At 30.8% G+C, this 14,550-nt stretch carries 11 protein-coding genes; all 11 read left to right on the top strand.

The window, feature by feature from the left end; genetic code table 4:
* Positions 1-70 precede the first annotated feature (70 nt).
* The gene (ptsS, locus tag ACOBWH_RS02250; protein WP_424526882.1) at positions 71-1,393 is read left to right on the top strand and encodes a phosphate ABC transporter substrate-binding protein; all 1,323 of its coding nucleotides are present in this window, start codon (positions 71-73) and stop codon (positions 1,391-1,393) included.
* 2 nt (positions 1,394-1,395) lie between these two features.
* On the top strand, positions 1,396-3,498 hold the full coding sequence (pstA, locus tag ACOBWH_RS02255) for a phosphate ABC transporter permease PstA (RefSeq protein WP_424526883.1): 2,103 nt from the start codon (positions 1,396-1,398) through the stop codon (positions 3,496-3,498).
* Positions 3,498-4,307 (top strand): phosphate ABC transporter ATP-binding protein PstB, encoded by an 810-nt coding sequence (pstB, locus tag ACOBWH_RS02260; RefSeq protein ID WP_424526884.1) that lies wholly within the window; start codon positions 3,498-3,500, stop codon positions 4,305-4,307. Before pstA ends, pstB begins: the two co-directional genes overlap by 1 nt.
* 20 nt (positions 4,308-4,327) lie before the next feature.
* On the top strand, positions 4,328-4,987 hold the full coding sequence (gene phoU / locus ACOBWH_RS02265; protein ID WP_070406511.1) for a phosphate signaling complex protein PhoU: 660 nt from the start codon (positions 4,328-4,330) through the stop codon (positions 4,985-4,987).
* A gap of 143 nt (positions 4,988-5,130) precedes the next feature.
* Positions 5,131-6,807 carry a phospho-sugar mutase gene (locus tag ACOBWH_RS02270; protein ID WP_424526885.1) on the top strand — a complete coding sequence of 559 codons (1,677 nt, stop codon included), beginning with the start codon at positions 5,131-5,133 and terminating at the stop codon, positions 6,805-6,807.
* A 39-nt stretch (positions 6,808-6,846) separates the two neighbouring features.
* Positions 6,847-8,856, top strand: coding sequence for a 2-oxo acid dehydrogenase subunit E2 (locus ACOBWH_RS02275; protein WP_424526886.1), 2,010 nt, complete (start codon positions 6,847-6,849; stop codon positions 8,854-8,856).
* 62 nt (positions 8,857-8,918) lie between these two features.
* The gene (locus tag ACOBWH_RS02280; protein ID WP_424526887.1) at positions 8,919-9,860 is read left to right on the top strand and encodes a 3'-5' exoribonuclease YhaM family protein; all 942 of its coding nucleotides are present in this window, start codon (positions 8,919-8,921) and stop codon (positions 9,858-9,860) included.
* A 197-nt stretch (positions 9,861-10,057) separates the two neighbouring features.
* Positions 10,058-11,416 (top strand): FAD-dependent oxidoreductase, encoded by a 1,359-nt coding sequence (locus tag ACOBWH_RS02285; RefSeq protein WP_424526888.1) that lies wholly within the window; start codon positions 10,058-10,060, stop codon positions 11,414-11,416.
* 2 nt (positions 11,417-11,418) lie between these two features.
* Complete coding sequence (locus tag ACOBWH_RS02290) at positions 11,419-12,405, top strand: lipoate--protein ligase (RefSeq protein ID WP_424526889.1); 987 nt, start codon at positions 11,419-11,421, stop codon at positions 12,403-12,405.
* A gap of 35 nt (positions 12,406-12,440) precedes the next feature.
* Positions 12,441-13,544 (top strand): pyruvate dehydrogenase (acetyl-transferring) E1 component subunit alpha, encoded by a 1,104-nt coding sequence (gene pdhA / locus ACOBWH_RS02295; RefSeq protein ID WP_424527379.1) that lies wholly within the window; start codon positions 12,441-12,443, stop codon positions 13,542-13,544.
* Positions 13,544-14,533, top strand: a complete 990-nt coding sequence (locus ACOBWH_RS02300) for an alpha-ketoacid dehydrogenase subunit beta (protein WP_424526890.1) — start codon at positions 13,544-13,546, stop codon at positions 14,531-14,533. Before pdhA ends, ACOBWH_RS02300 begins: the two co-directional genes overlap by 1 nt.
* Positions 14,534-14,550 lie beyond the last annotated feature (17 nt).

The raw sequence follows: 14,550 nt of genomic DNA on the forward strand, positions 1-14,550 counted from the left end.
TTTTTGATACAATTAATGTAAACAAATGAGCAGAGTTTAAGATATATCACAGCAGGAGGAAACTTAACGGATGAAGCCAAACGAATCTACTAAAGCTGTTTCAAAAAAGAAAGAAAAGAAGAATTTCTTTAAAACTTTAGTAGGAGAGATTAGCAACCATAAAATGATTACTTTAATTTGTTTTGTTTTAGTGTTAGTAATATCAATTGTTATTTGAACAGTTGCTTCTGCGAGTAACGTTATTGTTGCGGGGGGAAGTACCTCTGTTGCACAAGTGATGGCAAATATTACTGAACAATATAAACGTGATAAAAAAACAGACATTTTATATAATTCATTAGGAAGTGCAGCTGCCTTAGTTGGGGTTAAAGGTGAGGCTTATTCTTTTGGCTTTTTATCAAAAGATGTTAATTCAACGCCAACCCAAGACGATAATCATGCTAATGCACAACAATTATGAGAAGACTATCAAATATCTCGTTTTGTATTTGCCCGTGATTATATTGTATTGTTTTATCATTTACCAACTGGTTGTCAAATTGATCCTAAGCAACACTCATTACAATTTAAAAGTTTTTATGGCGGAGAAGGAACAGAATTAATTCGTCGAATTTATACTGATCCTAACTTCACTTGACAACAAGCTTTTGGTTCACAATTAGCTTGTAGTAGTGACAGCAATAAGTTTTATACTTTAACACGAGAAGCAGGAAGTGGAACAAGAGATTTCTTTGAGTCAGCAGTAATCCAAACCAAAAACTATGATACAAATCAAGTTGCAGCTTCAAACGGAGCAATGTATCAAGCTGTTTCAACTACAGCAGGATCAATTGGTTTTATTTCATTTTCCTATCTTAAAACAATTATTGCTGATAACCGTCTTGGAACACAATCAATTGCTAGTGTAATTGGAAAAAATACAACCGTACCTGAATTACCATATAAAATTGTTGATGAAAACTTAGAATTTAATCCGGCGTATTCTTTAACGCGACCATTTACCGGAATTATTAATTATCGTGGGTCGCAATTTGACCGAGCATTAGCTTTTATTGCTTGAATGTTAGATCCGTTGCCATATGCAAAAACAAAAAAATATTTGCGTAATGGGCAAGTTAATCCGTATTATGACCCAAATTTTAAATTAAGTGCTCATGATGCAGCATATTGATATATTGAAGAGGGAGAAGAACCGTTAACATTTGATGATATTTTCTTTAGAAAATATAATAATAATACAGAATTTGCAAAAAGCGGGAAAACAACACTTAATGAAAAAGTACCTTGGAATTTTAAAACAAACTATAGTAGTATTTGAGATACTATTTTACAAAAATTCCCTGGTACATATCAGGCGTATCCTGGTTATGAATATAACGGATTGGAGAACTAACGATGGCAAATAAAGATGTTAAAGAAGTTATCACAGCAGATAAAAAACCAATGCGGGGGAAAATGCGTATGTTACGCATTCGCTTTGCCAATAATTTTCGTGGCCGAAAACAGCTGATTGATTTTGGGTCTAAAATTATTATTTATAGTTTTGCGATTTTAACAATTTTAATTTTATTAACTTTAGTTGGCTTTATTATTTATAAATCAATTTATTTCTTCCAGCATTATCCTGGTGGTTTTTGAGGATTTTTATCGGGTCAAACATGAAATGCTAATAATAATCAATTTGGAATTTGACGAATTATTATTGCAACTTTTTTTGTTTTGTTAATTGCTTTACTTTTTGCAATTCCGTTAACAATTTTTTCTTCGTTATATATTTCAGAATATTTAAGTCCAACCCTTAAACACCGTGTAATAGGAATTATTCAATTACTGGCAGGAATTCCTTCGGTTGTTTTCGGGTTATTTGCCTTGGCTATTTTGGGACCATTATTTATGTTAATGGGAGCACCATCAACATCAAACTTGTTGGTGACATCAATTACATTAGCATTTATGGGTTTACCAATTATGATTTCTTTATCAATAAATGCATTAGAAAATGTTCCTGATTCATATCGTTTTGGGTCATTGGCATTAGGATTAAGTAAAACCCATACTACTTATCGAATTGTGTTACGATCAGCATGGTTTAAAATTATTACAGCCATTATGATGGGGGTTGCACGAATTATTGGAGAAACAATGGCTGTTATGATGATTGCTGGAAATGCACCTGATGGATTAAAAGTTGGGAATGGTTTTCTTAATTTTATTTTTTCATCAATTGCAACATTAGCTTCAACTATTGGGTTAGAAATGTTAGAAAATTCTGGGCCAATGCATGAGTCAGCTTTATATGCTATTGGGTTAGTTTTGTTCATCATTGTTTGTATTATTAATATTTTCATTATTTCATCACAAGCGTTTAATAAACGTAAACGAAATTATCATACTCGTAAAACAACAAAAAGTTTGCGTTTAAGCAAATCATATAATGGTAATAAAATTAATAAATTATTTTATGAACGAATTGAAAAAACACGAGGAATTAAAAAATTTAAAGATGGTTTAGAAATGTTCTTTTTAATCTCATCAACAGTAATTGTTGTATCCTTCACCTTAATTATTTTAATTACTATTATCTGAAAAGGACTATTTGGAATGGTTTGGCGAGACTTAATTTCTACATCAACATTTGATGGTAATGCTGGGATTCTTTCAACCTTTCTTGTTACTTTGTTATTAGTTATCTGTTCAATGATATTTGCTGTGCCGTTAGGTTTAATGGTTGCTATCTATTTAAATGAATATGCTCGTCAAAGTAGTGTTTTTGCTAAAGCAGTACGCTTTGCAATTGATGTTTTATCATCAACACCAAGTATTATTTATGGAACATTTGGATTAGCATTTTTTATTGGTGTTTGTCGGTTGCCGTTATCGGTTTTAGCATCAGGATTAACTTTAACAATTGTTATTCTACCAATTATGATTCGTAGTATTGAAGAAGCTTTAGCGGGCGTTGAAAATTCAATGCGAAATGCTTCGTTAGCGCTAGGCGCAAATAAAACAGCAACAACCTTAAAAGTTGTTTTGCCAAATGCAATGCCAGGAATTGTAACAGCAATTATTTTAGCAATTGGGCGAGTAATTGGGGAATCAGCACCAGTTTATTTAACATTAGGAACGGCTGTCCGCTTGCCAATTGCAGGATTTATGTCGCCAGGAGCAAGTATGACAACTCAAATTTTAATGTTATCCAAAGAAGGAGCAACTGCTGATGCGATGCGAATTATGTTTGAATTAGCTTTTGCAATTATGGTGTTAATTTGATTATCAAATAGTTTTGCTCATATTTTAGGGAAAAAATTTGCTCCAAATTATGTTAAAATTGGATTTAAGCAGAAGTGAAAAATGCGAATTAATAGTTTGAAATTTTTCTTTTCAAGGGAAAACTATCTCCATCAAAAAGAGAACGTTAATAATTTTTGAAAGAAATTTGTCCCTAAGAAAAAACAAGCAGCAAAAAAAGACAAAGATGATAAGAAGGGAGAACAATAATGGATCCGAAAGTAATTATTAATAATCCAACATTTGATTCATCAGATAATAATCCAGATTTAATTGAAGTAAAAAATGTTGATTTTTTCTATAAAGGAAATAAACAGGCCCTTTTTAACATTTCAATGAAAATTAAAGAAAATACGGTAACTTCTTTTATTGGATCATCAGGGTCTGGGAAATCAACATTATTACGACTATTTAACCGGATGAATGATGTTGAACCCAAATCGGTTGTTAAAGGTGAAATCCTAATTAATGGGAAAAATATTTATAGTCCTGAAACAGATATTGTTAAATTACGAACTGATATTGGAATGGTTTTTCAGAAACCTTCACCATTTCCAATGTCAATTTATGATAATGTTGCTTATGGACCACGAAACCAAGGAATTCGCGATCGAAAACTGATTAATAGTATTGTTGTTGAAAGTTTAAAACAAGCAGCATTGTGAGATGAAGTAAAAGATAATTTAAAAGATTCTGCTTTTGCTTTATCGGGGGGACAACAACAACGATTGTGTATTGCTCGTGCTATTGCAATGAAACCAAAAATTTTATTAATGGATGAACCAACAAGTGCGTTAGATCCAATTTCAACATCAAAGATTGAAGAATTAATTACTCAGTTGAAAAAAGATTTTACAATTATTTTAGTAACGCACCACATGCAACAAGCAGCCCGAGTTGCTGATTATACTGCTTTTTTTGCAAAAGGGAAATTAATTGAATATAATAAAACTAAGATTATTTTTTCACGTCCGGCTAATAAAAAAACTGAAGATTATATTACTGGTCGTTTTGAATAATGATAAAAAGGAGGGAAATGATGAGCATTAAAATTGAAAATGATCTAGCCCAAACAAAACAAATGATTATTGATATGATTGCAATGACAAAAAATCAATATGATGATATGGTTAAATGCCTTGAAGAAAATGATATTGAACTTGGGAAAAATGTGATTTCATCTGATGAAACAATTAATAAAATGCAAGAAGCTTTTATCGAAGTTTCATTATGAAAAATTGCAAAACAACAAATGGTAGCAAAAGATTTACGACGAGCAGTTGGTTTTATTTTAATTGTTAAGGAAGTTGAACGGATTGCTGACTATGCAAAAAGTATTTGTCGTTACTATATTAAATATAAACCATCAACTAAATTAATTAATTTTTTAAAAAAATTAGTTGCTAAGGTTATTGAAATGCTAACGCAAGTATCAAATATTTTTGAAGAAGAACGGATTGAATCAGCTTATAATATTTTAAAATATGATACTGAATTAGATAAAATTTATAAAATTGAAAATGATGCATTAATTGAAAAAATTCGAGAAGCAAAAACTAAAGAAGAAATTAAAGTTATTACATTAACAATGCAACAGTTACGTTCAATTGAACGAGCAGGAACGCATATTATTAACATTGCAGAAACTTTAATTTATATTATTGAAGGAAAAATCTATGACTTTGAATTACCAATTTAAAATAATCTTCTTTATGAAGATTATTTTTTATTAATAATATTATTGAAAATAAGGACTGATTTACTAGTAATTTGTTATAAATATTATAAAATAAAATTGTTAAAAAGGTGAATTTTAAAGGTGAATTTTAAAGGAGAATTAATATGTCATATTTAGTTAATTTAAAGTTATGAAAAAATGCTAAAAATTTAGATCCAACCTTAGCAGCTGAATTTCAACAAATGTCTGAGTCCGAATTAATTGCTGCTTTTTCTAACGATTTGGAATTTGGAACGGCTGGATTACGGGGATTACTTGGCCCTGGAACAGGAAAAATGAATTTATATACAATTAGAAGAGCCACATTAGCGTTTATACAATATTTAAAGAAAATTTATTCAGAAGCAGATTTAAAAACAAAGGGTGTTGTAATTGGCCATGATAATCGTCATTTCTCAACGGAGTTTGCACAAGAAGTTGCTGATATTTTTGCTACTAATAATATTAAAGCAATTTTATTTGAAAATAATGATTTACGACCAACGCCAATTGTTTCATATACTATTCGTAAAATAAATGCGGTGGCAGGAGTTATTATTACAGCTAGTCATAATTCGCGTGAGTATAATGGTTATAAGATTTATGATCATAATGGTTGTCAGTTTTTGCCAGTGGCAACGGATATTATTGGAGCAAATTATTTAAAAATTAAGGAAGAGGTTTTTAATTTAATGTTGAAACCAGATCCAAATTTAATTACTTATGTTCCTACAACAATTGAAGAGGATTATGTTACTGATGTCAAAGCAATGCAGTTTTATCCAAATCAACGACGTAATATTAAAATTGTTTTTTCAAATTTGCATGGGACGAGTAAAGATTGAACACCACGGATTTTGCAAGAATGTGGGTATGAAGTTATTATTGTTGAGGAACAATTTGCCAATGATCCTAATTTCACTTTTGCGCCTAATCCAAATCCAGAATTAACGGAATGTTATGAGTTAGCCTTAAAATATGCGAAAAAGGTTGATGCGGATATTATTATCTTGAATGATCCAGATGCTGATCGATTGGGAATTGGTGTTAAAACTGCAGATAAAGGATACTATTTAATGACAGGTAATGAAACTGCACCGGTTTTAATTGAATATTTGTTTTCCCATTATCAAAAAAACAAAACATTACCAACAAATGGTGTACTATATAATACTTTTGTAACGGGTAATTTATCAGATAAAGTTACTGAAAGTTACGGTGTTAAAGTGATTAAAACATTAACTGGTTTTAAATGAATTGGTGATCAAATGAGTAAAACAGATGCCAATGGAATTCAATTTTTATTCGGATTTGAAGAAGCATATGGTTATGTTTTAAAAGATATTACCCGTGATAAAGATGGAATTCAATCATCGTTGGTGATAGCTGAAGCTTGTTGATATTACCACCAACAAGGAAAAACACTACTTGATGTCTTGGTTGAACAATACGATAAATTTGGATATTTTTATTGTAATACTGTTAACTTAGTCCGTGATAGTGTTGATGGGAAAACAATTATTAACAATATGTTACAAAAATTGCGTCAAGAAGAAATTCTTAGTTTGAATGGCATCAAATGTATTAAAAAGGAAGATTATCTAAAAGGGTTATATGGTATGCCAGGACAAGATTTATTAAAGTTTTATTTTGAAGATGGTAGTTGATTTGCTGTTCGGGCAAGTGGAACAGAACCAAAGATTAAGTTTTACTTTGTCTGTGTTGATAAGTCAAATAACCAAGCGAAAGCAAAAATGGAGGCAATGTATCAAGAATTAGAAACTAATTATTTAAATGCTTAAAAGTGTGCTAAGATATATTTAGAAAATAGGGGGTACTAAATGGCAAAGATTATATTTGAAGCTGATGATAATCGTAAAGGTATTATAGATAAACTTTTTGTTAAAAATCAACAAAAAGTTCAAGTAGGAGATAAAATTGCTAATGTCATCACCCAAAATAAAGTATATGAAATAAAAACATCAGAAGATGGTGAAGTACAAAATCTTATTGCTTATGAAAATAAAGTTATTAATAGTGGCGATATTTTATTAGAAATAGTACCACTAGAGCCCACTCTTAATGAACAAAAATATGAAACTAGTCAAATTTATAATACTAGTTCTTTTAGTGGTGCATCCAGATATAATGCAAATAATAATCCACCAGGTGATATTAAAAAATCAGAAACTGAAATTTTTCGGGAAGAATTAATTGAAACATTATTAGCGCGTGAAGTTGCCGGTGAGAATCTTAAAAGTGAGTTTGAACCTACGGTTGAATTAAAGCCCGAAGTATCATCATCACAACAAGTGTCGCAAAATTTGTTTCAGGATAATGTCAGTACAACGTCATTTCTTTTAAAAGACAAGGTTGAAAATGTCATTGAGAATATTCCAAATGAAAATAATATTGAAACCTTGCAAAAGGATCTTGGACAATTAAAAGATAATTTAGTAACAGTTAAAGATGATTTAGAAACAATTAACATTCAAGAAGAAATTATCGAAGACATTACTCATTTAGAACAAGATTTAGCATTGTCAGCAGAAATGACTGAAAGAACAAAAAACTATGATGAAATATCAAATACAATGATTCATCGTATGTATACGGACATTCAACATGAGTTAAATCAAGAAAGTAATGAAAAAGAATTGGTTTTATCTGATGATAATCCTGAAACAATTTATTTTAGTGAGGATTTAACATTAGAAGAATTAGGAGAAGATATTGCTTTATCTGCTTCAAATATTGATGGAATGAATCCCAATTCAAAGTTAGCACCTGATGTTTTAAATGAAATTAATGAAACGATAGCAAAACCGCATAATGATGAACATGTAACGCATGTTGAACATCCAGGACATTTAAAATCACATCCTCATCATCGCGAAACTGTTGCCCATCCGACGGAGTCAAAACCACATTCAGGAGTTCACTCAGAGGCTACTGGTCATCATAAAGAAGTGAAACATGATGAAGAAGTAAAAGTCCATCATTCTGGTTCGCATGCAAAACCCCATAGTAGTCATAGGGAATCTGCTTCGATTCCTGCTGAACCAAAACCACATTCAGTAGAACATTCAAGTGTACATTCTGAAGCATCAGAACATATTAAAGAAAAGGTTGCTCCTGATCATAGCGGTCAAAAATTACAAGCTGATCAAGTTAAATTAAATCATCAGGCAATTACCCGGGCAAAAGAAATTATGGAGAGTAGAAAGAATATTGCCCATAGTTTTATTGATGTTGAAGTTGATGTTAGTGAATTAGTTAGTTTATTGTCAATTATGCGAGAAGCATATTCATCAAATGGACTTGAATTAACATTATTAACATTTTATATTAAAGCAGTTTATGAGGGTTTAAAAAAATTCCCAATTTTAAATGCAGCATTTATTAATAAAGAACATGCACTCTTATTAAAATGATTTTATAATATTGCTTTTAGTGTTGACCTTGATGTAGGGGTTAAAATGCCGGTTTTGTATGATTTAAAAAATGAATCAATTAAAGAAATTGCAGTGAAGTCAACAAAATTAATTGAGCAAACTATTAATGATAAATTAATGGACAAAGATTATCAAGACGCATCATTTTCAATTGTGAATTATGGTGAGTATGGAATTACACGAGGTACTTTTACCATTCCAGCTGACAATGTTGCTGGTATTGCTATGGGAATTATTTTTAAAAAACCAGTTGTTGTTGAAAAAAATGATATTACAATTCGTGATATTATGGTAATTACACTTGGTTATAATGAAGCGGTGGTTGATGTTACTGAAGCAAGTAAATTTGTTCATTATGTTGCATATTTATTATCAAATCCAGGATTATTATTATAAAACAAAAAAGTGATGTTTTTCTTCATTACGTACTTTTTTATTTTTAGAAAGGAAAAAAGACAATGAATATTAAAGACTTAACAAAAGAGACCAATAATGTTGAATTAGTGGTAATTGCTGATAAAGTAACACAAGGAACTGCTTCTAACGGGAGCACTTATTTGTTAATAACATTAAAAGATCGTACCGGAACAATTGAAGCTCGTCTATGAGATGCTCGTCCTGCTGATATTGACTGTTGAATTAAAGGTAATTGTTATAAAGTAAATATTAATATTATTGAATATCGAAAAGTATTACAAGCAAAAATTAATACTTATGACATTATTGATAATGATAGTATTAATTTAGAAGATTTTATTGAAGTAGCACCACTTTCACCTGATGTAATGTATGATGAAATTATTACTACAGTGCAAGCAATGCAGACAGTAGAATATCGTGAAATTATGACTTTAATTTTAACAAAATATGGTGAACAATTTAAAATTTGACCAGCAGCAGTTCGCAACCATCATGAAATTAAGTCGGGATTAATTTGACACAGTTTAACAATGTTAAAAATGGCTAAAAATGTTGCCAATGTATATTCTGACCGGTTAATTGATGCTGAACTTTTATATTGTGGGGTTATCTTACATGATTTAGGAAAAGTTATTGAAATTACAAGTGGGGCAACTAATGATTTTTCATTAGAGGGAAAATTACTGGGTCATATTTCAATTATGGCGAATGAATTAAACCATCTCGCTAAAATTAATAATTTAAGTTTTAAAAAAATTATTTTATTAGAACATATGATTTTAGCTAGTCATGGCCGCTTAGAATATGGGTCACCAGTTGAACCGCATTTATTAGAAGCTGAAATTTTATCATTTTTAGATAATTTAGATGCTCGAATTTATCGAATTGATAAGGAATTAGAAAAAATGCCAGTTAATGAACAAACACAGCGGTTATTAGCTGTTGAAGGTCGCTGATTCTTAAAGCATTTTGAAAAATAAGCAGTGTTTTTTCAGTTTTCTGATCTTTTTCGTATGTTTTTCTTTTTTATTTTTTATGGCAGGTATATAATAGAGTTACGGTATGATTTAATTTTCAGGAATAAATGCCGTAGTTTAACATATAACTATGGGCATTTTTTTAGTTAGTTATATCGAAAAAACTAAAAATACTATGAGAACAGAGAAGGAGAATATAAATGAAAGTTATTGTAGTCGGAACTAATCATGCGGGGACAACTGCTGTTAGAACCCTAAGAAGATTAGACCCTAAAGCAGAAATTGTTACTTATGATAAAAACAACAATATTTCGTTTTTGGGATGTGGAATTGCATTATGAGTTTCAGGAGAGGTAAAAGATCCAAAAGGTTTATTTTATGCTTCACCAGAAATTTTGCAAAGTGAAGGTATTAAAGTAAACATGGAACATGAAGTATTATCAATTGATAATAAAGGTCAAAAAATTCGTGTTAAAGATTTAAAAACTGGTAAAGAATTTGAAGACAATTATGATAAATTGATTTTAGCAATTGGTTCATGGCCAATCATTCCACCAATTGAGGGTATTAATCAAGAAGGTGTGCATATTGTTAAATGATACCAACATGGGGAATTGGTAAAAAAAGCAAATGATGATAAAAATATTAAAAATGTGGTTGTGTGTGGAGCAGGATACATTGGCGTTGAATTAGTTGATGCTTTTTACCAAAAAGGAAAAAATGTAACCCTAGTTGATATTTCAGATCGTATTATGCCGCGTTATTACGATAAACCATTTACTGATAAAGTTGAAAACGCAATGCGTGAAGCAGGCGTTAATTTACGTGGTGGCGAAAAAGTTGTTAAATTCGAAGGAAATAATAACAAGGTAACAAAGGTAGTAACCGATAAAGGTTCATATGATGCTGATTTAGTAATTTGATCGGTTGGATTTAAACCTGCAACAGAAATTTTAAATGGTGTTGTTGATTTAGATAAAAATGCTGCAATTATGGTTGATCAATATATGAAAACTTCAGATCCAAATATTTTTGCAATTGGAGATTGTGTTGAAGTTTATGATAATGCTAAAAAAGCACCAGCATATATTGCTTTAGCAACAAATGCTGTTCGAACAGGAGTTATTGCTGCTGTTAATGCTTTAAAACCAGAAGGTTTAGCCTCACCCGGATTCCAAGGTTCAAATGCAATTAATGTTTTTGGTTGAGCATTAGCTTCAACAGGAGTAACAGAAACAGTTGCTAAAGATCTTGGTTTTGATTATGAACAAATTACTTTTACGGATAATGATTGTCCAGAATTTATGGAATCTTATCAAGAAGTTTTAATCAAAATTCTTTGGGATAAAAAAACAAGAAAAATTATTGGAGCACAAGTTGGTTCAGTAGCTAATCATACAGAAGTTATGTATATGTTTTCATTAGCTATTATGAAAGGAGTTACAATTGATGAATTACCATTAGTTGATATTTTCTTCTTGCCACACTTTAATAAACCATATAACTTTATTACTTTACCAGCATTAGAGGTATTAGGTTTAAATTACTTTAAAAAATAACTATGATTTGTTTTAAAAATCTTTCAACGGATGTCTATTTTAATTTGGCTTTAGATGAATATCTTTTAAAAAGTGAGATTAACGACAATATTTTCTTTTTGTGAAAAAATTCTAATACAATTGTAATTGGTCGAAACCAAAATACCATTGAAGAAATTAATTTACAGGCAGTTGAAACTGATAAAGTAAATGTTGTTAGACGGATTACTGGTGGAGGAGCTGTTTATCAAGATGAAGGGAATTTATGTTTTTCCATCATTGTTGATAAAAATGATGAAATCGCAAAAAATTATGAAAGTATTTTGCAACCTATTATTAATGTTTTACAAAAACTTGGTTTAAATGCTAAGTTTGCCGGTAAAAATGATATTGAAATTGATGGTAAAAAAATTTCTGGAAATGCTCAAATAAAATATAAAGATCGCTTATTACATCATGGGACATTTTTGTTTGATGTTGATTTAAGTAAGATGCAGAAATATTTGAATGTTGATCAGAGTAAAATTGTTTCAAAAGGAATTAAATCAATTCCAGCGCGCGTAACAAATATTCGCCCATTGTTAGAGACAGATATTACAATTGATCAATTTATGGATTTTATTACAAAAGAACTATTAGCCCAAGGAACAACCGTGGTTGATTTGTCACCCGATATTATTGCTGCTGCTAATGAATTAGCTGATGAAAAATATCGAACATGAAACTGAAACTTTGGTAATTCACCAGAGTTTAGTTATCAAAATAAGATCCGTTATGAAGGAAAAGGAACTGTTGATGTTCGTTTAAGTGTTAATGAAGGAAAAATTACAAATATTAAATTTTATGGTGATTTTTTAGGTTCAGGTGGTACAAACCACCTTGAAACGCTTTTAACAGGTTGCGAATATAGCCCAGATAAAATTAAAGAAGAATTATTAAAAATTAATATTAAAGAAATTTTTGGGGAAAAATTTGAAACACAAGAAATCTTAGATGTTATTTTTAATTAACAAGTTACAATAAAACAGGAAGGATGGAATTAAAAATGTATTTTGACAAGTTTAATTCGTTAAAAAATGAAATGCTTCAAATTATGGATGCAACAGGAAAAATTGTTAAACCAGAATTGATGCCAAAAATTAGCGATGATGAAGTTTTAACCGCGTATAAATTAATGTGTTTATCACGTCGCCAAGATGATTTTCAAAATAAAATTCAACGTCAAGGGCGAATGTTATCGTTTTTATCTTCGACAGGACAAGAAGCAACAGAAGTAGCGTATGGAATGCAAATTATTAAAGGAAAAGATTGATTTTCTTCAGCTTACCGAAATAATGCTGCTTGATTAGCAACTGGTGTTCCAATGCGAAACATTATGCTATATTGATGTGGAAATGAAATGGGAAGTAAAATGCCAGAAGGGGTTAATACTTTGCCGGTAAATATTCCGATTGCAACACAATATTCACATGCAGCTGGTTTAGCGTTTGCTGAAAAGTATAATAAACGTGATGGTGTTGCTATTACAACAACCGGTGATGGAGGTACATCAGAAGGAGAATTTTATGAAGCAATTAACTTTGCTCAGTTACATGAAGTTCCAGCAATCTTTATTGTTGAAAATAACCAATATGCTATTTCAACCCCACGTCAAAAAGCAACAAAAGCAATTAACTTTGCTGTTAAAGGACTTGCTGTTGGTATGCGCAATATTTTAGTTGATGGAAATGACTTTTTTGCTGTTTATGGAGCTGTTCAAGAAGCAATTAGTTTTGCTCGTAAAGGTGAAGGACCATCATTAATTGAATGTAATACTTATCGTTTAGGAGCCCACTCATCAGCTGATGATCCAAAAGTTTATCGTGATGAAAAATTGCACGAAGAAGCCTTGAAAAAAGACCCTTTAATTCGTTTAAAAGCATACTTAATTGCCCAAAAAAAATGATCAGAAAAAGAACAAGAAGCATTAGATGCTGAGCAAGATAAATTTATTAAAGGTGAATTTGCTTGAGTTGAAGAAAACAATAATGTTTCAATTCGTGATATTTTTGCTTATACATATGCTGAAATGCCAAAATTCTTAGAAGAACAATACCAAGAAGCAGAAGCATTTTTTGCAAAATATCCAAGTAAAGGAGGACATCACTAATGGCAGTTGTAAATAATATTCAAGCATTAACACATGCTTTAGATTTAGCAATGGAAAAACACAAAAATGTTGTTGTGTATGGAGAAGACGCTGGATTTGAAGGGGGAGTTTTCCGAGCAACAGTTGGATTACAAGAAAAATATGGTGAAGACCGTTGTTTTGATGTGCCAATTGCCGAAGCAACTTTAGTTGGAAGTGCCGTTGGAATGGCTATTAATGGAATGAAACCAATTGTTGAAATGCAATTTGAGGGATTTTCATATCCTGCTTTGCAACAACTTTTTACGCATGTTGCACGTATGCGTAATCGTTCACGCGGACGTTTTACTTGTCCATTAATTGTTCGTATGCCAATGGGGGGAGGAATTCGTGCCCTGGAACATCACTCTGAGGCAATGGAAGCAATGTTTTCTCATAATCCAGGATTAAAAGTAATTATTCCTGCTACCCCTTATGATATTAAAGGATTATTATTAGCTGCTGTTGAATCACCAGACCCAGTAATCTTTTTAGAACCAACAAAAATTTATCGTGCTTTTAAACAAGAAATTCCTGATGAATATTATACTTTACCAATTGGGGAAGGTTATAAAATTCAAGAAGGTGATGATTTAACAATTGTTACTTATGGGGCACAGGTTGGAGAATGTGAAAAGGCCTTAGCGCAACTAAAAGAAGAAGGAGTCAATGTTAATGTTGATTTAATTGATTTACGAACAATTCAACCATGAGATCGTGATATGGTTATTGAATCAGTTAAAAAAACTGGTCGTATTTTAGTTGTACATGAAGCTGTTCGTTCATTTTCGGTTGCCGCAGAAGTAATTACAACGGTTAATGAAAATTGCTTTGAATATTTAAAAGCACCCGCTGGACGGGTAACAGGTTATGATATTATTATTCCGTTTGATCTTGGAGAACATTATCATCAACCATCAGTACAAAAAATTGCAGTTAAAATTAAAGAATTAATTAACTACCAATTTTAGATAGGAGTTGTAAGAAA

This window comes from Spiroplasma endosymbiont of Glossina fuscipes fuscipes (genome assembly GCF_049669535.1).
Classification (GTDB): domain Bacteria; phylum Bacillota_I; class Bacilli_A; order Mycoplasmatales; family Mycoplasmataceae; genus Spiroplasma.